Genomic DNA, 20,092 nt, shown 5'->3' with positions numbered 1-20,092 from the left:
TCACCCCAGGCAGCCACTCACCCCACTCACCCCAGGCAACCAGTCGCCACAGCTACCCCGGCCACCCCCCACACCCAAGACGCCCCCTGCACCCCAGTCACCCTCACCACCCCACCTACCGCAGCCGCCCCGGCCCTCCCCTCCCAGGCCGCCCCCACCACCCCGTGGTCACTCCGGTCGTTCCGACCCGCGCGAAGCGGACGTGTCCCGCTCCCACGCGGCGGCCTCGCGCTCCCCGGCCCCCGGCGCCCGCTCCCGCGCCACACGCGTCTGCGCGGGCACCGCCGCGGACGGTGCCGGCTCGGATATGTGCGCGGTCTGGACGAGCCGTGGGGCGGCCCCACGGCGTACGAACGTGCCCCGCCCCACCGGCTGGTCCCGGGCGTACACGCCGGGGAAGAGCTGGCCCTCCGCCCGGTCGCCGGTCATCACCAGGGCGGCGGTCCCGCTCTCCCGCAGGGTCATCAGGAACGGCTCGTACAACGCCCGCGAGGCGCCGGCCACCCGCCGGGTGATCACGAAGTGCAACCCGATGTCGGGGGCGGAGGGCAGGAACGGCAGGAAGGGTTGCAGCGGCTGCTGCCCGGCGACGGCCAGGACGTCGTAGTCGTCCACGAGCACCACGATGCGGGGCCCGCTCGGCTCGGCCGCGCCCGCCGCCAGCAGCTCGGGCGCCAACGCGTCGTCGGGCATGCGCCGGCCGAGTTCGGTGGCGATGGCGCCGGAGAGCCCGGCCGCCAGGTTGGCGTTGTACGCGTACCCGCCCCGGTACGCCTCGGGCACCAGGCTGTGCAGGCCACGGCGCGGGTCCAGGACCGCGAAGACCAGCTCGTCGTCCCCGTACCGGGCCATCAGGCCGCGCGCGACCAGCCGCAGCAGGTTGGTCTTGCCGCACTCGCCGTCGCCGAACACCAACAGGTGCTGGTCGCGGTGGAACAGGTCGAGCGCCACCGGCTGGAGCGCGTTCTGGTCCAGGCCCAGCGGGACGCGGCGCGGCTCGGCCTCGGGGCCCGGCAACCGGTGCGGGCCGAGCCGGGCGGGCAGCACCCGCACCGGCGGCGCGCCCTGGCCCGACCACGCGGCGGCCACCGCCCGCACCGCCTGCTCGGTGGCCGCGCCCAGCGCGTCGGCCGACGCCAGGCCGTCGATCCGGGGCAGGGCCACCTGGGCGAACAGCTTCGCGTCGGTCAGCGCGCGGCCCGGCTCGTCGGGGGTGAGGGTCTCGGCCAGGCGCCGGCCCACCGTGCTGTCCGACGGGTCGTTCAGCCGCAGCTCGATCCGGGTGCCGAAGGCGGACTGGGCGGCGATGCGCACCTCGTTCCAGCGCAGCATGCCGGCCACCACGTGGATGCCGTACCCGCTGCCGCGCTTGAGGAGTTCGGTGACCGCGTCGTCCAGCTCCTCGAACGACTCCCGCAGTTCGCCGAACCCGTCGATGACCAACACCACGTCCGTCGAGCCCAGCTCGGGCAGCAGGCCCTGGGCGCGCGAGCGGCGCAACTCGTCGACGGAGTCGATGCCGTGCTCGCGGAAGACCTCCTCGCGGGCGGTGAGCATGGCGCGTACCTCCTCGACCGTGCGGGCGGCCCGCTCCCGGTCGGAGCGGCCGGCGACCCCGCCGACGTGCGGCAGCCCCGCCATCGCCTGGAGGCCGCCGCCCACCAGGTCCAGGCCGTAGATGCCGACCTCCCGTGGCGTGTGGACCAGCGCGAGCGAGAGGACCAGGGTGCGCAGCAGCGTGGTCTTGCCGGCCGCCGGGCCGCCGATGACGGCGGCGTGCCCGCCGGCGACGGTAAGGTCCAGGACCCACTGCCCCTGCCACTGTCGGGCCGGGTCGTCGAGCAGGCCCAGCGGGACCCGTAGCGGCCCGCCGCCCGGACGGCCCGCCAGCCGCATGCCGCTGGCCTCCGCCCGCACCGGGCCGGCCGTCGCGTCCAACGTCAGCCGCTCCGGCAGCGGCGGCAGCCAGATCTTGCGCACCGGGGCCGCCGCTCCGGCGAGTTGGTCGACCAGGGTCGAGAGCAGGGTGGGGCCCACGGTGCGACGCGCGGGCACCGCCGACGCCTCGCCGCCCTCGCCGGGGCCACCGTCCACCCCCGCGCCCCCGCTGTCGTGCGTGGCGAGCGTGTTGTACGCGGGGTAGGGCAGTGCCGCCGGGCCGGCGTCGGCGTCCGTGTCGCGCCGGGTGGGGCCGCGGTAGGGGCCGGAGACGTACCCCGCCTTGAACCGCTCGTACGCGCTGGTGTCCACCTTCAGGTAGCCGAAGCCGGGGATGGGCGGCAGGTGGAAGGCGTCGGTCGTGTCCAGCACCGTGCGGGACTCGTCGGGCGAGAAGGTGCGCAGGCCCAGCCGGTAGGAGAGGTAGGTGTCAAGGCCCTTGAGCTTGCCGCCCTCGATGCGCTGGCTGGACAGCAGCAGGTGGACGCCGATGGAGCGGCCGATGCGGCCGATGGACAGGAACAGGTCGATGAAGTCCGGCTTGGCGGTCAGGAGTTCGCCGAACTCGTCGATGACCACGAACAGGTGCGGCAGCGGGTCGAGCCCCAGCTCCGGCCGCTCGGCCCGGGTGGCGGCGTACGTCGACACGTCCGCGACGTTCCCCGCGTCCTTGAGCACCCGCTGGCGCCGCTTGACCTCGCCCGACAGGCTGGAGTGCACCCGCTCCACCAGGCCGGCCCGGTTCTCCAGGTTGGTGATCACCCCGGCGACGTGCGGCAGCGACGCGAACGGGGCGAAGGTGGCGCCGCCCTTGTAGTCCACGAGGACCATCGCCAGGTCCTCGGGCGGGTGTGTGGCCACCAGCGCCAGCACCAGGGTCCGCAACAGCTCGCTCTTGCCCGAACCGGTGGCCCCCACACACAGCCCGTGCGGGCCCATGCCCAGCTCGGCCGACTCCTTGAGGTCCAGCAACACCGGCTCGTGCGCGTCGCTGAGCCCGATCGGCACCCGCAGGAAGTTCTGGTCCCGGCGCGGCGCCCACAGCCTGGGGAGGTCCAGGGCGGCCGGGTCCGGCACGCCGATCAGCTCGGGGAAGTCCACCGGCCCCGACAGCGGCGTACCCGAGGCGGCGGACTCGGCCGACAGCCGCAGCGGCGCCAGCGACCGGGCCAGGCCCATCGCGCCGGCCGCGCTCACCTCGTCCAACGTGCCCGTGGTGGTCACCGGTTCGGGGCCGCGCAGGTCCTCCACGACCACCGTGCGCCCGTCCGCCCCGACCGTGATGCGCACCGAGACCTGCCCCGGCTCGTCCACCCGGCGCGCGAGCAGGTGCAGCGCCGTCACGCCCATGTCGGTCAGCGAGACCGCCTCGTCGGGTCGCGGTGGCTCGTGCGCCGACGCCCCGTACGTGTCGTGCACGAGGAGCAACCGCTTGCCGAGCCGCAGCGCCTCCCGGCCCGCCAGCCCCCGGCGCACCTCCGCCGCGTACCCCGCGCGCTCGCGCAGCTCGCCGGCGAGCGCGGCGGCCAGCTCACGCGGCGTGGCCGCGATACGCCGGGCGTGCACCGGGCCGTCCCACTCCCGCGGGTCGAGGAAGTGCGGCAGCCACTTGGCCCACGCCCAGTCCGCGAGCCGGTCCTCGGGGGCGGCCAGCGCGAACGCCACGTCGTCCGGCGCGTGCGCGACCGCCGCCTGGAGGGCGATGGTGCGCGCGACGCGCACCACCTGCTCCCGCTCGCCGATCACACTCACGTTGCCCGCCCGGTCCAACGGCACCGTCAACGGCGCCTCGGGCACGGTGGCGAACCGCGCCTGGAGCCCGGCCGCCTCGTTGAGCATGAACGGGTCCGGCGGCGTGAGCACGCTGCCGCTCTGCCGCTCCATCACCAGCGCCCGCGCCGGCACCTGCCCCGTCCCCACCCGCACGTCGAGGAAGTCCCGGTCGAGCCGGCGCCGCTCCCACCGCCGGGCGGGATCGCGCACCAGGTCGTACAACGCCTCCGGCGGCGGCGCCAACACCCGCGCGGCGGCCCGCAGCTCGCGGTTCTCCCGACTCAGCTCCTCGCGCAGCCCGTCCAGGTACTCCAGATAGCGCTCACGCTGCGTACGTCGCGCGCGCTGCGCCCGGCCCCGCTGCGAGAACAACAGGAACACGCCACCGATCACGGCCACCACCAGCACCACCGCCCCGATCGCGGCGAACTGGCTGTTGCGCACCACCGTCATCATCACCACGGAGCTGAGCACGCCCGCCATCGGCAACAGCGACGTCGCCACCGAACCCGCCTTGCCCTCCGGCAGGTTGGGCGGCGGCTCGATCCGCCGCTCGGCCGGCGCGGGCAGCGGACGCGTGGTCCGCGCGGGCCGGTGCACCACCCGTACGCTCATCGCCGCCGCTCCCGCGCCATCGCCCGGTCCAGCACGGCCGCGGCCAGGCGCGCGGTGGCGTCCACCGTCCGCCGCGCCAACAGGCGCGTGCGCACCTCGCCGCCCGGCGCCAGATGCCGGTCGTACGGCATCGTCACCACGCACGCGCCCCCGTCCGCCAACCGCTCGACCGCCCGCCGTACGTCGAGACCGGCGTCCGGCACGGTGTGGTTCACGACCACCACGGTGCTCGGCAGCATGCTGCGGTGCAGCCCGCCCACCCAGTCGAGCACGGCACGCGTGGCCGCCACCCCCTCCGCGGAGGCCGGGCACACCAGCACCCGGGCCTGGGTGGTCGTCAGCGCCGTGCGCGCCACCACGGCCGGCAGCGTCTCGCAGTCCACCACCGTCGTCCCGAAGTAGCGCCGCACGGACGTCATCACCGTCCGGTACGCGTCGACGTCGAACCGCGCCCCCACCGCGCCCTGGCTCCCCGGCAGCAGCCAGCCGCCTCCCGCGTGCGGCACCAGGTACCCGGTGAGGTCCGTCAGGCGCATCGACGGGTCCACCATGCGCGCCAGGTCCGCGCCCGTCCACCGCACCTCCGTCGCGCCCAACCGGCGCGGCAGCGTGCCCAACGCCGGATCGGCCTCCACGGCCAGCACCGGGTCGCTCCGGTAGTGCGCGTACGTCAGCGACAGCAGCGCCGCCACGGTCGACTTGCCACACCCGCCTCGGATGCTGGTCACCGCGATCTGCCGGCCGGTCGTCACCGGCTGCTGGATCGCCCGCGCCGCCTCGGTCACCACGGCGCTCTCCCGCGCAGCCGACGACACCAGCCGCACCACCGCGCGCCCCCACCGCCGCCCCACCCCGTCCCCCCGCCGCGCCGCCCCCCGCGCCCGCGCGAACTCGGCCCCCAGCACCGGCACGGACTCGGGCGAGGGCAACGCGAGCCCACCCGGCGGTGGCTGGGGCTGGGGCTGGGACTCGACGGGCACGGGCGCGGGCCCACCGGGCGCGGGCGGGTGTGCGGGTGCGTGCTCGCCGAGCGGGTGTGCGGACACGCGCCCGGCGACGTGCGCGAGGTCGCCGCCGAGCGCCCGCGAGGCCCCGCCGTCGTGCGCGGCCACGCGGCCGTCGTGCGCTGCTCCGACGTCGTGCGCTGCTCCGCCCGGCCCCCCCGGGCCGGCGCCGTCGTGCCCGGCTCGCGGGGCGTCACCCCGGTCCAAGGTACGCGCGCCGTCGCCCCCGCCCGGGGTACGCGAGGCGTCGCCCCCGCGCGGCGCGCCGCCCTCCAACTCGCGGAACACCTCGCCCTGCCAGTCCCCCTGCGCTGCCGACATAGCCCCTTCTCAGAACGTACGGGACGACGGAACAGCCCCGTGGGCGTACGGAACGACCTCCTTGACCGAGCGGCCCCTCAGAACGTGTCCAGCAGCCGTCCGTAGACATCGAAAGCCCCGATGGCGGCGGGTATCAGCACGACCACGCCCACCGCTTCCCCCAGGTTCGCCAACCGCCGCAGCCGCACCCGCACATGGTCCGGCGGTCGCACCGCCAGCACCACCAGCGGCACGAGCGCCGCGCCAGCCAGGGCCGCCAACGGGTACGCCGTCCCCCGCTCGGCCCACAGCACCACCAGCCGCACCACCAGCACCACCGCGGCGGCCTGCGACGCCACCACCTCGACGCCGAGCGGGAAGGCCCGGGCCCGGGAGAGCAGCACGACCACCAGCAACGCCGCCACCGCCACCGTCCACGGCTCGGCCCGCTCCAACGCCAACCAGCCCCCGGCGGCCGCCGAACCCGCCGCCGTCACCGTGGCCAGCGCCAACCCGCGATGTGTGGCGGCCAGCGCGATGTCCACCCCGTACCGGCTCACCGAGGCGCCACCCGAACGCTGGTCGTCCAAGCGCGTCAGCCCCGCCCCCATCAGCGCCAGCCGTGGCAGCAACCCCAGCGCCAACACGGACGCCGTACCCAACGCGACGCCCACCCGATACCCGTCGGTCAGCGCCCAGCCCAGCTCCCACCCACCCACGGCCACCGCCACGGCCCCGGCGCCCACCAGGCCACCCCGCCCGACCGGCGTGCACAGCCCGAGCAGCGCCAACGCGACGACGACCGCGAGCCCGACAGCCGCCACCCGAAGCTCCGGCCCGCCCTCGGCACCGGTCACCATCCAGCCGCCGAACGCGCCCAACACCCCGCCCACCAGCACCAACACCGTGCCCAGAGCCTGAGCCACCCATCGCGCCAGCGGCGCCCCGACCCCCGCGGCCACCGCCGCCAGCACCAGGATCGGCGGGCCCGCCTCGTCCGCCCCCAGCCACTGCCGCGCGCACCCCGCCGCCACCAACGCCAGCACCAGATGCGCGACACCCGCCGCCCACACACGGCCGCGCTCGTCCCACCGCCACCCGCGTACGTCGAGGTCGTCGGCCGCCTCGTCGCTGACGTCGTGCACCACGGGAGCCGCCGGCGTCTCCACCTCGCGTACGAGCCGAATCACGGCCCCGTCCGGCACGTCCAGCGACGCCAACGTGTCGTCCTGGGCCAGGACCGCACCGTCGGCCAGCACGAGCCGACGTAGCATCGGCTCCTTCCCGGGCCGCTCCCCCACCATCTCCATGATGTCCGGGAGGAGTTCACCCACCGGCTCGTCGGCGGGCAGCAGCATGTCGATCCGCCGCCGCTTCCCCACCAACGTGACCCGGCTCAACCCGGCCCGCCGCCCCGTCACGGTCACCACCGAGCCCCCGCCCCGCCCGCCGACCCGGCCCGATCGCCCACCCCCGCCGACGCCGTCACCACCACCCGAGGCGACTCCCGCCGCTCCTTCTCCTTGTCAGCCAACTTCCCGGAGACGAACGACCACCCCACACACCCCGCACACACCACCGCCGCCAGCGCGATCCCCCCGAACACCTTCCCCACACCCTCGTCCAACGACCGCCGCGACCGCTGCCCCCCGAACACCACCGCATCCCGCAACCGCCGCCGCCGCACGGCCACCGACTCCAGTAACTGACTGTCATAGTCCCGCGCCAAGCCCCCCACCCCCTCACGCTCTGTGATGCACTGCCTACACCATACGACGCGGGTCCGACAGCCGCCGGGGGTTGGGGAGATCGCGCGGCCCACCCGCTCGGCGACCTGCGGCTTCACCACACAACGGATGCGAACCGCACGTCACCGAACGCGACAGCGGCGTTCACCTCGACGAGAGACGCGCCATCTGTCGAAGTGATCGCGGGCAGGACGCGCGACCCGACACGGCTACGTCCCACCCGGCCCTGACTACATCTTGTCGGTCAGGTTCGGGCCGAAACCGGCATCATCAAGGTCGGCTTCGGCGATCCCATACCCTTCAGCCACTCCGAAATACGTAGGCTCTCCGGGAACCCCCGCCACACCGAACAGGCCGTCGATCTCTTCCAGCGCCGCCGCAAGACGTGGAGCGTTGCGGCGGTACAACTCGGGATGCGGCCGTCCGTAGTAGTCGTGTGGTTTCCACACGTCGTGCGCCACCGAGATCTCGATAGCCAGACCGGTGGGGTCGGGCGAAGTGATCAGCTCGATCAGATTGACTTCGGAATGCGGGACACCTTCGCTGTCAATCCATTCCCCGCGCCCCTGGACCGTAATATCGCCCACCGCGCCTCCGACAAGCCCAACCGGTCGGGCATCGTGGATACGCCTGACCGTGTCCTGATCAGCGAAGGGCACCTTCAGGGCGAGTCGCGACGCGAAGCCGGTCCCTCCCCCTTCCTCCGCGTACCAGTCGAACGAGAGAGCATGAGGAGTATGGAGCCGCCACTTGTCGAGCACCCGCGCCACTTTCTCGGCAACCAGCAAAGAGTTTTCCAACCCCGCCGGAGCGTAACCTTCTAGCTCCCAGATCCAGGCGCCACAGTGCTCCGGCGCACGCATAGACCAGGCCACAACCACTCCTTACGGGAACAACTTGCCACGAGGTGGCACTGTGATATACCCATCCTGAAAGCGCAGATGGAAGACAATATTTGACTTCTTTGAGAAATGCGTGATGTCCGCCCTGTGCTGAGACGTGAACGCCGCCCGCGTCGAGTGCACATCAAGTATGGCGATCTTGTGGGGCAGGTTTCCGTAGAGCTGACTCCGGGAAATCTTGCGAGCGGCACTCTTGATTCCGTCTACGCCCTCAACACCCTTCAACTGGTATGCGTAGTCGATCGGCGGCTCAATAGGCTTTCCCGTAGCCGGGTCGACACGTGGACCCGATTCCCGAGTAAAGACATCGAGGTCCAACTTATCATCCGGCATCTTTTTCTCGAAGCCCATCCGGTCGATAGGCACGCCACTCCGTTCCAGATCGACCGCGTGCTGTAGGGCCATGTGAACCGCTTGCTGCTCCTGCTTGTTCTTGATGTCAGAGAGCACCTGTTTGAAACCCTCGACATCGGAGAACTTCTTCGAAGCGATGATTTCCGAGATGTTGGCCCCGTAGGGGGACTTCCGCAGCTGAGTGATAATGCGCTGCTGGTCGTTCAGAGACACTTTCGCGCGGGTGAGCTCACCCGTGACGGCCGCCTCCTGCTCGGGCCGCATCGGGCCGCTCTCAGGTACCAGACGGTCGAGGCCCGCGCCTGGGGCTCCACCCTGGCCCTGCGGCGACTCGTCGCGGAGGTTCAGTCAGCCAGGTCATCCAGTTCGCGCAATGCTGATTCGTCGAGAGAAGTGACAGAAGTCCGAGCAACGTGATCCTGCCATCTCCCCAAACGCACGTGAATGAACTCGAAATCCGCCACGCCATTTTCGACCACGAACCCGCCACCTCGCTCGAAGAGCATGAGGAGCGGCTCAAACGGATCGGGTAGATCCTCATTGATCACATCATGCGAATTCTTGACTCTAGCCCAGTGCAGAGCCGATCGGCACAAATACTCGACTCTAAGCTGAGCTCCTCGATCAGAGATCTCTCGCACAATCTGCTCTACTGAGCCACTTCCCTCCGCGTGCTTCTCTGGCGAAAACAATCGCACGAGATCCGTGTAGGGCCAGTCAGGAACCTCCCCTTCGAACCGCTCCACCTGGAGGGCCAGTCTGCGCAGGTATTCACGGAACAGCCTCGACCTAGAGGGTGCATGGCGCGCAGCTTTGTCCTCATCAGTCCAGTCGACGCTCAAAAGGCGCTCGGCCACGTCGCGCATGAGTTTGTCACTCAAGTTTCAAACCTCTCTTGGCAGCATCCACGACCACATCCAAGTTGGATAGGTCAGCAGCTATGACTTCGGATGGCGCCTTCAAACCCAGCTTGGACCAAACACGCAACGAACCTTCGGCGCTGATCGGCGCGGGAGAGAACGATCTCGGCGCTACATCATGTGCACCTATATTCTTCGTGTCAACCGTGAGGCGCTCAGGATCCCAGTAGTCCGGATGAGTCGGCCTGTAGGGCAAACCGGCCTCCAGGAGTTTACTCTCCACGAACTCGTGAGCAATGAGCCCGCGGAAATAGGCTTCCTCATCAGCCTTAAGTGTCCCCCTCTCAGCCTTCCTCCAGAGTTGTGCAATTTGATCGTCAGGAGTGAAATAGACGCCACGAGCGATCTGGTCCGGCCCCACCGCCACATCATGCCTGTTAAGGAAGAGATTTTCCTTCGCGCGCTGGATCACACTCTCACTTATGTTGGTGTTCTGTGCGATCGCGGGTACGTCGGTAGTCGAGTTCCGGTAGTGCTGATAGTCGTCCATCGTCTTCTGGTTGTACGGCTCAGGGCGTTCGGCGTAGGTGATCCCGTCTCCGGCATCGAATCCCGGAACCTCTGTAACTGGAGGGGACGCCGGTTCGGATGCTCCGGGCTTAGCCGATGAGCCGAGGTCGTCGCCCGCATCAGGCCGCTTACCCCCCTCGTCCCCCACCCGCTCACCCGGGCCGGGCTCCCCCTCGCCCGAGCCGGGTTCGCGATCACCCGGAGCGGGCTCGCGCTCGCCGGGGCCGGCGTCCGGCTCGCGTGGGCCGGCCGACTCCGGCAGGTCGCGGCCGGCGGCCTCCGGCTCGGGCAGGTCCCGGCCAGGGCCACCCGACTCGGGCAGGTCACGCCCACCTCCGGGCACCTCGCCACCACCCGTACCCGGCACCTCACGCCCGGCCCCGGCAGGGGCACCCGGCACCTCGCGCACGGGCCCTCCGGGCCCGACGTCGGGGCGGGAGCCGGAACCCGGCCGCGTACCGGGGCCGTCCCCGGGCCGTACCCCCGGACCGTCACCCGGCCGCACACCAGGCCCGTCCGCCGGACCGGAACCGGGCCCACCGGGACCAGGCCCGTCTCCCGAGCCAGGTGGCCGGCCGCCAGGCCCATTCCCCGAGCCAGGCGGCGGGCCACCAGGCCCGTCCCCCGTGTGCGCCACCGGGCCCGTCGGCGGACGATCACCCACCGCGCCCGGCCGCGCGCCCGGCCCGGTGGCACCGTCGCCACCGACCCGCGCCGCGTCGTCGCCCACCCGGGGCACCTCGCCGGGGCCCACCCGCGCCGCGTCGTCGCCGCCCAGCCGCACCACGTCGTCGGCGCCCCGTGTGCCCGCCCCGACCGTGGCCAGGTCGAGCTCCGGTACCCGCGCGGCCGTCGCCGCGTCGGGAGAGCGGCCCACCGGGGCGCCCTCTCCCGCGCGCGTGGGCGCGCCGGGCGTGTCGCCGTCCAGGGCCGCGCGGTCGTTGGCGCTGAGCTCGTGCTGGGCCTTCTCGCCCGCCTGTTTGATCGTGCCGTCGGGGTTGCGGAGTGTCCCGTCGAGGTCGAGGAAGTCGCCGTCGGGCAGGCGTACGGAGCCCTCCGGGACGTCCAGGCTCGGGACGCCGTTGGGCAGTTCCACGCCCGTCTTGCCCGGTGGCAGTCGCGGCATCTCCGGCGTGGTCGGGTCGAAGACCTGGCCGTCGGGGAGGCGCACGGTGCCGTCGGGGAGGTCGACGCCCTCGACCGTGTTCAGGCCCCGGAAGCTCGCCGTCACGTCGCCGATCTTGGGCATCTTGCCCAGGCCCGCGGAACCGGCCTTGACGATGTACGTCATCGGGTCGACGGCCCGGCCCACCTTGCCCGCGGCCGACACGACCTTGCCCGCCGTGCCGGTCTTGGTCACCGCGCCGGTACCGCCCGTGGCGACCGTGGTGATGACGTTGAAGCTGACCAGGCCCGCCGCCTTGCCCGGGTCCTTGCGCCACTCGTCCCAGGCCACCAGGGACTTGCCGACCTCCTTGGTGGTCTTCAGGCTCTGCCGGCTCCAGTTCTTCACGCCGCCCTCCGGCAGCAGGTCGTACGCGATCATGCCGCCGGGTATCGACAGGATGGCCAGTCCGGTGGCGAGTTGGCCCAGCCCCTTCCACGACTGTTTGAACGTCTCCCAGCCGCCGAGGCCGACCAGGCCGCCGAGCCCCTTGAGCGTGCCCCACACGCCCTCGACGATGAAGCCGTCCCACACGAAGCTCTTGGCCCAGTGCCCGATCTCCCAGGCGTGGTGCTTCTCCTCGACGGCCTTGCCCCAGGGGGTCTCGCCGGCCTTCTTCATGTCGTCGACGCTGTAGCCGTACATGTTCTTGCCGCCGGAGCCGTCGTCCTCGCGCCACACGGTGCCGCCGTTGACGAGGCCGCTGATCTTGTTGGCGGCGGCGCGTTCGGCCGCCCAGAACTGGGCGACGGCCGTTGACACGTCCTGGACCAGGTCGTTGTTCTTGTCGACCTTGCCGCCGTCGTACTTCCAGTCGTCGTCGTCCTCGATGTCCTCGACGAAGGCCGCGGCCTCGGCCTTGAGCCGCTTGAGCCTGTCGATGATCGGGCGGACCTCGGTGGAGTAACCCTCCAGTGCCGAGGCGACGGTGGTCAGGTCGTCGGCGAAGCGGCCGGCGGTGTCCTTCACCGGCTGTGTCGTGGCGAAGAGTTGGTCGGCCTCGGGCGCCTGGTAGAAGGCCGAGAGCTTCTGGAACTCGGAGTGTGTGTCCGCGCCCGTGCTCCGCACCTTGCCCGCGTCCCCGCGCAACCCGGTGATGTCGTGTTCCAACAACTCCAGGCTGCCCGTGAAGGTCGGGATGCCCGAAGGGTCGATCCGGTCCGGCGTGTCACCCATGGCGGCCCCCCACCTACTTCTTTTCCCCCGTGGGCTTGCCGAAGTCCGGGTCGGGGGCCTTGCCGGCCTCCCGCTGGGCGTCGGCAGCCATCTGTAAGTTCCCGTGCATGTACGCGGTCGTCGCGTCGCTCGCGCCCTTCACGGACTTCGCGGACCGCGCCGCGACGAACCGCAGGTCCTTCTCCGCATGGGTCGCGAACTCCGAGAGCGCGAGCCCCACCAGCCCCGCCTCCGGCGTCTCCCCGCCCGTGGCGAGCGTGCCCGCGTGGGTCGCCGCGTCCTTCAGGTGTTCGCCGAACGCCTTCGCCTCACCCTGGAGCCGCTTGGCGATCTCCACCGTGTCCCGCAACGTCCGCCCGATGTCCGGCGGCCGTAGGTCCCAGCCCGTCATCGACTGCCTCCCCCTTCAACCGTCACCCACACGCCCCACGTCGAGGCGTGCGGGGTGCCTCACTCGCTGCCGTGTTCTCGCCGTCCCGTCTCTCCGCGCGACCGCCGCAGCCTCCCGACGCCGGCCCCGCGACCCGCCTCGGGCAGGCCCCACCCCGCGTCCACCCACGCCCCGCGACACCCCGACAGCCCCACCCCGCCTCGTACGCCCAGCGCCAGCGGGCCGTCGTACGCCCACCAGCCCCGTACGTCCCGGACCAGCGAACGCCGTACGCCCTGAGCCGGCGAGCCGCCGTACGCGCCCGGTCGCGGCACCCCGACGACACCCCACGACGCGGCACCTCAGGGCACACCACGGCACGACACGTGGCGGCCCGTCGCCGCGCACCGCGTCGCGTCAGCCGATCCCGTCCACGGCCGACTTGGCGCGGCTCAGCGACGACTGGGCCGTGCCGTCGTTCTTCTCCAGCGTCGCCCGGACGAGCCGGATGATCTCCCGTACCTCGCTCGCCGAACGGTTCCAGCGCTGCTCGGCCGCGTGGTACTGGTCGGATACGCCATCGGCCTGGAAGTCGGCCATCGCGGCCTTGACCTGCCGGTCCCGGTCGGTGATCACGGCTTCGAGCCGGGCCACGATGCCGCCCAGGCTGCCCTGCACCTCGCTGGAGGCGCCGCCGTCGTAGCTGTTGCGGTCGGAGTTCGAACCCATGGTGTTCCCCCTCAAGTCGTCTGGCCGTGGCCGTCGTACGTCCCCGCGGGTCAGCGTCCGCCGAACCGCGCCGCGTCGAAGTTGGCGGACGCCATCGACTGGTGGGCGTTCTCGGCGGACTCCTGGTCGCCGGAGGTGAACGCCTTGTCCATGCCCGTCTGACCGCCCAGGATCTTCGCGAGCGCGGCGTTCAGCCCGGCCGTGACCTCGTCCGAACGCGCCTTGAACTGGTCGAAGGCGGCCTTGCCCTGCCCGTTGAACTTGCCCTCCAACGGCTGCGCCGCGTCCACCAGTTGCCTGATCAGGCCGCCGAGGTCGTCCGACGAATAGCGTGACTGACTGGTCAGCGTGGAGATCGTCTGACTGCCCATGTCGAACTTCATACCCATTGGTAACCCCTCCCGTGCGGGTCCCCGCCCACGCCGACGGGCACACCCCGTTGATCACCTGCCGCGACGAAGCGACGACAGTGTGCTGATCCGAGTAGACAGTGGCACACGGCTCCGGTGCAACGCACACCGAACGCCTGAGACACAACGCATACATTGCACGCCATCCAACTCCCTTGCCGCACACAGTTTTTGTGCGACTTGACATGGCTGGTAGTCGTCGGTGGCGGCCCGGCACCGCGTCCACTCACCCCGCCAACGGCGCCAGGGTCAGGAGGCCGCAGCCGTAGGCCTTGGCCGGGCCGAGGCCGGTCAGCAGGTGGGTGGTGAGGGACTCCGGGTCGGTGACGCGGAGGCGGCCCTCGAAGGTGGCGCTGTGGAAGGTGACGTGGGCGCCTCGGCCTGACTTGGTGAAGGAGTGGCGGTGGCGGGCGGTGATGCGGACCTCGCGGGCGTCGGAGGCGAGCTCGGGGTCCGGCGGGGGGGCCGTGGTCAGGCCGGGGGCCGCCGGGTCGACGCGGGAGGCGGGGACCTCGAAGCCCCAGCGGGCGGTGCGGTCGAGGAACCAGTTGAGCTGGGCCGTGGCGGTGCGGTGGGCCAGCCGGAAGCCACGGGGCCGCCCCCCCTCGGGCACGTCGGCCAGCCGCTTGGCCTGGGCGGGGGTGGGGGACAGTGGCGAGGTCGTGTTCTGCACCGGGTTGGCGGTGAGGCGGAACGCGAACTCGCGGCCGGTGACGATGTGCGCCAGGAGCGGGGTGTAGTCGCGTACGAGGGCGTGCTCGCCCTCGGCGTCGGGCCAGCCGGCGCGTTCGACCACGTGCGTCCAGTCGGGTCGGGAGCGGGTCAGGACGACGAGGTGGGGCCGGCGCGGGTTGTCCGCGTCCAGGCGCCACAGCACGCGCTCCTTCGACGTACCCGGCAGGCCGCCCTGGACCGCGCCGTGCAGGGCGCGTGGGCTGGCCAGCAGACGCCGGCTCTCGGCCCGGAGCGGGTTGATGCGGACGCGGGAGAGGTAGGTCATCTCGGTCACCTGCCCAGCAGGGCGAAGGGGTCGTGCCCGGTGGCGCCGGGGTCGGCGTCCCCGGGGCCGGAGTCGGGGGTGATGTCGGCGGCGGGGAAGCCGGTGGGTACGGCGAACCAGTCGCGGTACACCCGGCGGCTGGTGAAGCGGCGGGCCAGCGGGTCGAAGGAGAGCGGCGCGTCCCACAGTTCGTCGTCGCCCCGCGGGCTCTCCACGGTCACCGACAGGTCGATGCGCGCCGGGTACACGGGCTGGTCCAGGCCCTGCTCGCGGCCGGTGCGCGCCGCGTACTGCGCGCGCAGGCGCGCGGACGCCTGCCACGGGTGGGCGCCCAGCACGTCCGCCAGCTCCCCCTCGTGCACACCCAGCGCGACCGGCTGGGTGGGCGGGCAGGACCGGCGGCCGAGCGCCAGCGGGAACGCGGGGGCGCGGACGGCCCGGTCGAGGCGCTCCAGCAGTTCGCGGGGGCCGGCCAGGGCGGCCAGGAACGTCGCGTCCTGGAGGTAGTAGCGGCTGGTCACGTGCGTGAACTTGGCCGGCTGCGTGGGCTTTTGGACGCCCTTGGCGGAGACACCCGACTGGGGCAGCGGGCGGCCCCGGTAGTCGGAGATGATGTGGTAGTCGCGTAGCAGCGATCCGGCCACGTCGACGCGTACGCCAAGGCGCAGGTCCAGCAGCTCGCCCAGCGGCTCGTCGCGGTCGCGGCCGGTCGCGGCGGCGAGCAGGCCGATCACGCCGGACTTGGTGGGTTCGGAGTGGGTCTCCCGACGGTTGAGGGCGACCTTGGAGCCCCATGCCTGGAGGGGGCCCGCCAGGCGCAGCAGGAGGACCGCCGACGGGCTGTCCGGTGCCGGTGGAGGGGCGACGGGCGCGGGTGTGCCCCGGTGGGCGGGGCCGGGGAGCGTCATCGGTTGGCCGGGGTGGCGGCCGATCCGGCCAGCGACGTCAGGTGTTCCCCCAGGCCGGTCAGGAGCTCGGGGAAGGTGACCCCCTTACCGAAGGCGGTCGTGATGGCGGTGCCCGCCGTGGAGTCGTCGCCGAAGGCGTGGCACACGGACTGGTGCTCCGGGGCGTCGCCCCACAGCTTGAGGGCGGTGGTGTGCTCCCGCGCCAGCCGTCGGGCCGACTCGGCGGCGATGCCCACGTCCGGCGTGACGGGTTCCTCGAAGGCGGAGACGAGGTTGACGGGCTGGTCGGTGCGGACCGTGACGGCGACCAGGCTGGGCAGGGTGCGGTGGGCGAAGGAGTTGCCGTACCCGCTGGGGACGGAGCGGGCGAAGGAGGTCACGAACTTCTGCACGCCGTCGATCGCGTCCTCGACGGTGCCCAGGTTGTTCCGGAGCTGGTGCAACCCGACGCTGGCGTACCGGTAGAGGGTGGCCGAGTTGAAGCCGATGGTGCCGATCATGCCGGCGCCGGTCTCCTGGCCCTTGCGCGCCTCGTCGTCGACGGCCGTGAAGTAGTCGAACTCCAGCTCGACGGCGTGCGTGGACAGCGCGTGCGCGACCTGGACGGCGGCGTCCACGCGCAGCGCGGGGATATCGGCGACCATCCGGCCGAAGAGGGCGACATCCAGCGGATGGCCCGAGGTGAACACGTCCTGGATCGGCAGCTTCTCCATCTCGTCGGCCAGCTTCTTGTCGTCGTAGCCGACGTACTCGGCGGCCCGGTCGCGGACGAGCGCGGCGACGGCGTCGAGCTGGCGATGTCCGTAGAAGAAGAGGTACGCCGTGTCGCCCTCCTTCTTGCCCGCGCGGATCTTCAACGGGGCCAGCAGCGCCGTGGCGAGCCGGGCGGCGCCCTCGTCGCCGAGGCCGGCGGTCTCGCGCAGCCGGGCGGTGAGCGCGGCGGCCACCCGTCGGGTGCGGGTGGCCAGGTCCTGCTCGGGCAGTTGGTCGGTGAAGTGCAGCCGCGTGGCGCGCTTCCACGCCTGCGAGGAGACGCGGGAGCGGCGCACCCCGCCGTAGAACGCCTCCTTGGGGTTGCCCTGGTCGTCACGGTTGAGGTTGGCCGGGGGCACGGTCTGCAGGATGTGGATGTCGACGAACGCGCGGGGAGCGGGCAGCTCCATGGGGCCTCCAGGGCTCGGTAGGGAGCCGCGCGGCCGTGGCGGCCACGCGGATGAGGGTGGGCGGGTGGACGAGGAGGTGCCGGGCGTGGGGTGCCGGGCGCGGCGGAAGGCCGGATGGTGCCGTGCGGTTACGCCCCGTCGGTCGCGGCGTCGTCCCCGAGCGGCTTCCACGCGTGGTAGGACAGGCCCCAGTTGCGGCGGACGCGCTGGCGCTGTTCCGGGCGGGTCCAGCGGGCCAGGTCCAGCGTCAGCCAGTCGTAGTCCAGGGCGATGGCCTCGGCGCGGAGCTGCGGGATCAGGCCGCGCAGCCGGTGCAGCAGGGCCTTCACCGACGTGGCGTTCACGGCCGCCGCCACCCGCCGGTCCAGGGCCTCCGGGCTGAACCGGTCGGCCACCCGCAGCGAGCGCAGCGCCGTTCCCAGGTTGATGTCGGCCCGGTGCATGGGGCGCTGCTGGCTCTGTTGGTGCAGGCCGTAGAGGGCGAGCGCGCCGTGCTCGGCGTCGAGTTCGAGGGTGACCTCGCCGTCGGTGGGGCTCGTGTAGTACGGCCACATCGCGGGCACCGTGCCGGCCGGCCGGCCCAACCCGGCGCGCAGGTCGGCCAGTTCCTCGCCGGGCGGGCCGCTGAGGGCGTGGCCCTGCCAGCGGCCCCTGGCGTCCAGGTAGCGGCTCCAGTACCGGGTGGCCGGCGCGGGTGCGGTCGCGGGTGTCGCAGGGCTTGGGGCGGGCGCGGTCGCGGTGTCCCGCGCGGGCGCGGGGTTCGGCGCGGTCTGGGGTGGGATGCTCACCGCGAGGTGCCTTCCGTCGGCGGGTTGTCGGGCTGGCTGGTGTCGGGCCGGGGCACGCGGCCGTCCAACCCGGGGCTGTCGGGGGCGCCGGGGTGGCGTCCGCTGGCGTCAGGGCCGACAGGGTGGGGCCCCGTGGCCTCGGGGGTGGGGGCGTCGGGGGCGGGTGGCCCCGGTGTCTCCGCCGCGCCCGGCCCAGGGACACCGGCCTCCCCGGCGGCCTCGGCCTCAGCGGCGGCCCGCGCCGCCTGCGCCTCCGCGGCTCGCGCGCGCCGCCCCTCGGCCCGCCGTTCGGTCCGCCGCCAGAGGATCTTGTTGAGGCTCTTGCGGAACCCGGCCTCCGCCTCGCTGAGTCGGTAGACCCGGCTGGCGTCGCCCTTGGCGACCACGCGGCCCTGGAAGAGGCCGGGCGCGGCGGCGTTCGTCAGGACCTGGTCCGCGACCTTCCACGCCTCGCGGGCGGCGATCTCCTCCCACGCGGCCAGCTCCGCCTGGATGCGCTCGCCGTCCTCGTCGGCCTTCCGCAGCTCCACCAGCAGGGCTCGTACCCGTGGGTCGAGCGCGTGCAGCAGCGCCTCGCCCGGGTACTCCCAGGTGCCGCGCCGTGGCGCGTCGGCCCCGGCGGCCCGGCGCAGATCGGCCGCGAGCCGGTTGGCGGCCAGCGAGAGCTCCTCGGCCTGCTCCACCGCGCCCAGCAGCGCGCCGCGCGTCCTGCCCGCCCGGTCCAGCGCGGCCAGCGGCAGCGGGATCTCGTCGAAGAACAGGTCCTCGACGGCCCCGAGCTTGCTGCTGTACGTGACGCCGGTGAGCTCCAGTTGCAGCGCGTAGTCCGAGCGGGGTGTCCCGTACTCCTGACGCGCCGCGCTGAGCTGCTTCAGCAACTCGCTCGTGTAGTAGCCGTGCTGGTCGTTCGGGGCCTTGGTGGCGTCGAAGGAACGGTCCACGGCCAGCAGTGAGTCCAACCCGCGCCAGGCGGCGCGCCCCTCGCGGTGTCGCAGCGGGCGCGTCCGGGGCACCTCGGCGGCCTTTCCCTTGCGTTTGGCGTACGAGGCGGGGCTCTCCTCCCGCCAGGCCGTGTGCGTCTCGTGGTCCTGCGAGACCCGCAGCAGCCGGTCCCCGGCCGCCAGCACGGCCCGGGTGACGCGCAGGCTCCCGTCGGCGATCCGCTCGGGCACCAACAACACGCGCCGGGCCTGCCAGGTCCACACCTCCAGGGGGCCGGCCGCCGTGCGGGCCTGCCAGTTGGGAGTGGCCGTCGAGTGCGTACGGGCGGCCTGCTCACCCCGCTCCCGGCGCGACCACTGCGGCAGGTCACCGGCCAGGCGCGTCGTGCCGTACGGAATGTTGAGCAGCAGCGTCTCGTACAGCGTCGTGCCGCGCGGCATCACCACACCCAACTGGCCCAGCGGGCCGACCGGGTTGCCCGTGGTCTTGCCACCCTTGGCCTGGTCGTCGTCGACCACGCCGGTCTTGATGGCGCCGGTGTCCCAGCAGTGGGTGTGCAGCAGCCAGCGGGCGGCCTCGGCGGGGGTGAGGGCGAGCGGGTCCGCGTCCGTGCGCGGGGAGAACAGCGGCACGTTGTTGCCCTGGGCCGCGGTGGGGACCAGCAGCGCGGAGGTCTTGGTCTCACCCTTCGCTGTCCGCAGGCCGGGGACCTGGGCGAAGAGGTCGGTGGCCGGTGGCCGCTCGTCCAGGTCGCCGTCCCGGGCGGCGGGCCCGTCGGCGGCGAAGAGGTGGAAGAGGTGGCCGTGGGCGTCGAAGTAGGCGCTCAGGCGCTCGCGTTCGTCCTTGGTGAAGGAGCCCCGGGAGAACCGCTCGGACCAGTCGGCGGCGTTCTTCGGGAAGTCCAGCGCGTCCACCACCAGCGGCAGCAGGAGCTGTCGGAAGATCGCCGGCCGTTGGGTGGGGATGTCCACCTCGAAGTCCCGGAAACGGTGTGCTTCCAGCAGGAGTTCGCGCACTCCTACGTCATGTCCACCTGGCTCCACCGAGCTCGGTGACGCGGACGTATCTCCCTGGTCAGCGGCGCGTACCGACAGCCACGGCTCATCGAGCAGACTCCACAACCCAGCCTCCACACAATGCTTTTCGTCTACGGGGTGGGGGGATGTCAGCTTGGCACAGCCGGCGAGGCGTCGCGGGCCGAATGCAAGAATCTCCTGAAGCGGGAGCTGAATGGGTGCGTCCGCGCCCCGGCGCGCCGGGGGTTGTCCCGCTTTTCGTCTCGCGACGCAGGTCGGCCCCGCGCCTCGCGGGGATGCTCGGGCCCGCCCGGGCGGTACGCGGTCCGCCCGCGCCCGCCCGGGTGGCTGCCCGCCGGTG

At 72.5% G+C, this 20,092-nt stretch carries 16 protein-coding genes; all 16 read right to left on the bottom strand.

Annotation, left to right across the window (positions count from 1 at the left end; genetic code table 11):
- Positions 1-168: 168 nt before the first annotated feature.
- The 16 genes from eccCa to casA all read right to left on the bottom strand — a co-directional run bounded on the left by eccCa (position 169) and on the right by casA (position 19,848).
- Entirely contained in the window at positions 169-4,326 is a 4,158-nt protein-coding gene (gene eccCa / locus ACFVFR_RS19080; RefSeq protein WP_383703036.1) for a type VII secretion protein EccCa, read from the bottom strand.
- Positions 4,323-5,651, bottom strand: coding sequence for a hypothetical protein (locus ACFVFR_RS19075; RefSeq protein WP_383703034.1), 1,329 nt, complete (start codon positions 5,649-5,651; stop codon positions 4,323-4,325). The genes eccCa and ACFVFR_RS19075 overlap by 4 nt, the downstream gene beginning before the upstream one ends.
- A 77-nt stretch (positions 5,652-5,728) precedes the next feature.
- Complete coding sequence (locus ACFVFR_RS19070) at positions 5,729-7,060, bottom strand: EsaB/YukD family protein (RefSeq protein WP_383703031.1); 1,332 nt, start codon at positions 7,058-7,060, stop codon at positions 5,729-5,731.
- Entirely contained in the window at positions 7,054-7,359 is a 306-nt protein-coding gene (locus tag ACFVFR_RS19065) for a hypothetical protein (protein ID WP_383703029.1), read from the bottom strand. Before ACFVFR_RS19065 ends, ACFVFR_RS19070 begins: the two co-directional genes overlap by 7 nt.
- Positions 7,360-7,608: 249 nt before the next feature.
- Entirely contained in the window at positions 7,609-8,253 is a 645-nt protein-coding gene (locus ACFVFR_RS19060; RefSeq protein ID WP_383703027.1) for a hypothetical protein, read from the bottom strand.
- 9 nt (positions 8,254-8,262) lie between these two features.
- Positions 8,263-8,898, bottom strand: coding sequence for a hypothetical protein (locus ACFVFR_RS19055; protein ID WP_383703025.1), 636 nt, complete (start codon positions 8,896-8,898; stop codon positions 8,263-8,265).
- Positions 8,899-8,978: 80 nt separating this feature from the next.
- On the bottom strand, positions 8,979-9,515 hold the full coding sequence (locus tag ACFVFR_RS19050) for a hypothetical protein (protein WP_383703023.1): 537 nt from the start codon (positions 9,513-9,515) through the stop codon (positions 8,979-8,981).
- Complete coding sequence (locus ACFVFR_RS19045) at positions 9,508-12,405, bottom strand: hypothetical protein (protein WP_383703020.1); 2,898 nt, start codon at positions 12,403-12,405, stop codon at positions 9,508-9,510. Before ACFVFR_RS19045 ends, ACFVFR_RS19050 begins: the two co-directional genes overlap by 8 nt.
- Before the next feature lie 13 nt (positions 12,406-12,418).
- Positions 12,419-12,796, bottom strand: a complete 378-nt coding sequence (locus tag ACFVFR_RS19040) for a DUF6507 family protein (protein WP_383703018.1) — start codon at positions 12,794-12,796, stop codon at positions 12,419-12,421.
- A gap of 396 nt (positions 12,797-13,192) precedes the next feature.
- Entirely contained in the window at positions 13,193-13,504 is a 312-nt protein-coding gene (locus ACFVFR_RS19035) for a pore-forming ESAT-6 family protein (protein ID WP_383703016.1), read from the bottom strand.
- A gap of 50 nt (positions 13,505-13,554) precedes the next feature.
- Positions 13,555-13,887 carry a hypothetical protein gene (locus tag ACFVFR_RS19030; RefSeq protein WP_383703125.1) on the bottom strand — a complete coding sequence of 111 codons (333 nt, stop codon included), beginning with the start codon at positions 13,885-13,887 and terminating at the stop codon, positions 13,555-13,557.
- A gap of 253 nt (positions 13,888-14,140) precedes the next feature.
- A complete protein-coding gene (gene cas6e / locus ACFVFR_RS19025; protein ID WP_383703014.1) occupies positions 14,141-14,914 on the bottom strand; it encodes a type I-E CRISPR-associated protein Cas6/Cse3/CasE in 774 nt (257 codons plus the stop codon).
- 5 nt (positions 14,915-14,919) lie between these two features.
- Positions 14,920-15,822: a type I-E CRISPR-associated protein Cas5/CasD gene (gene cas5e / locus ACFVFR_RS19020; RefSeq protein WP_383703012.1), complete on the bottom strand. Its 903-nt coding sequence runs from the start codon at positions 15,820-15,822 to the stop codon at positions 14,920-14,922.
- Entirely contained in the window at positions 15,819-16,985 is a 1,167-nt protein-coding gene (gene cas7e, locus ACFVFR_RS19015; RefSeq protein ID WP_383703010.1) for a type I-E CRISPR-associated protein Cas7/Cse4/CasC, read from the bottom strand. The genes cas5e and cas7e overlap by 4 nt, the downstream gene beginning before the upstream one ends.
- 128 nt (positions 16,986-17,113) lie before the next feature.
- On the bottom strand, positions 17,114-17,773 hold the full coding sequence (casB, locus tag ACFVFR_RS19010; RefSeq protein ID WP_383703007.1) for a type I-E CRISPR-associated protein Cse2/CasB: 660 nt from the start codon (positions 17,771-17,773) through the stop codon (positions 17,114-17,116).
- Positions 17,770-19,848, bottom strand: a complete 2,079-nt coding sequence (gene casA, locus ACFVFR_RS19005; protein WP_383703005.1) for a type I-E CRISPR-associated protein Cse1/CasA — start codon at positions 19,846-19,848, stop codon at positions 17,770-17,772. Before casA ends, casB begins: the two co-directional genes overlap by 4 nt.
- Between the last annotated feature and the right edge of the window lie 244 nt (positions 19,849-20,092).

It is taken from the genome of Streptomyces sp. NPDC057702, from assembly GCF_042799315.1.
Taxonomy (GTDB): Bacteria; Actinomycetota; Actinomycetes; order Streptomycetales; family Streptomycetaceae; genus Streptomyces.
Note: the sequence above shows the minus strand (reverse complement) of the source record. Positions and strands in the feature narration are given on the sequence as shown.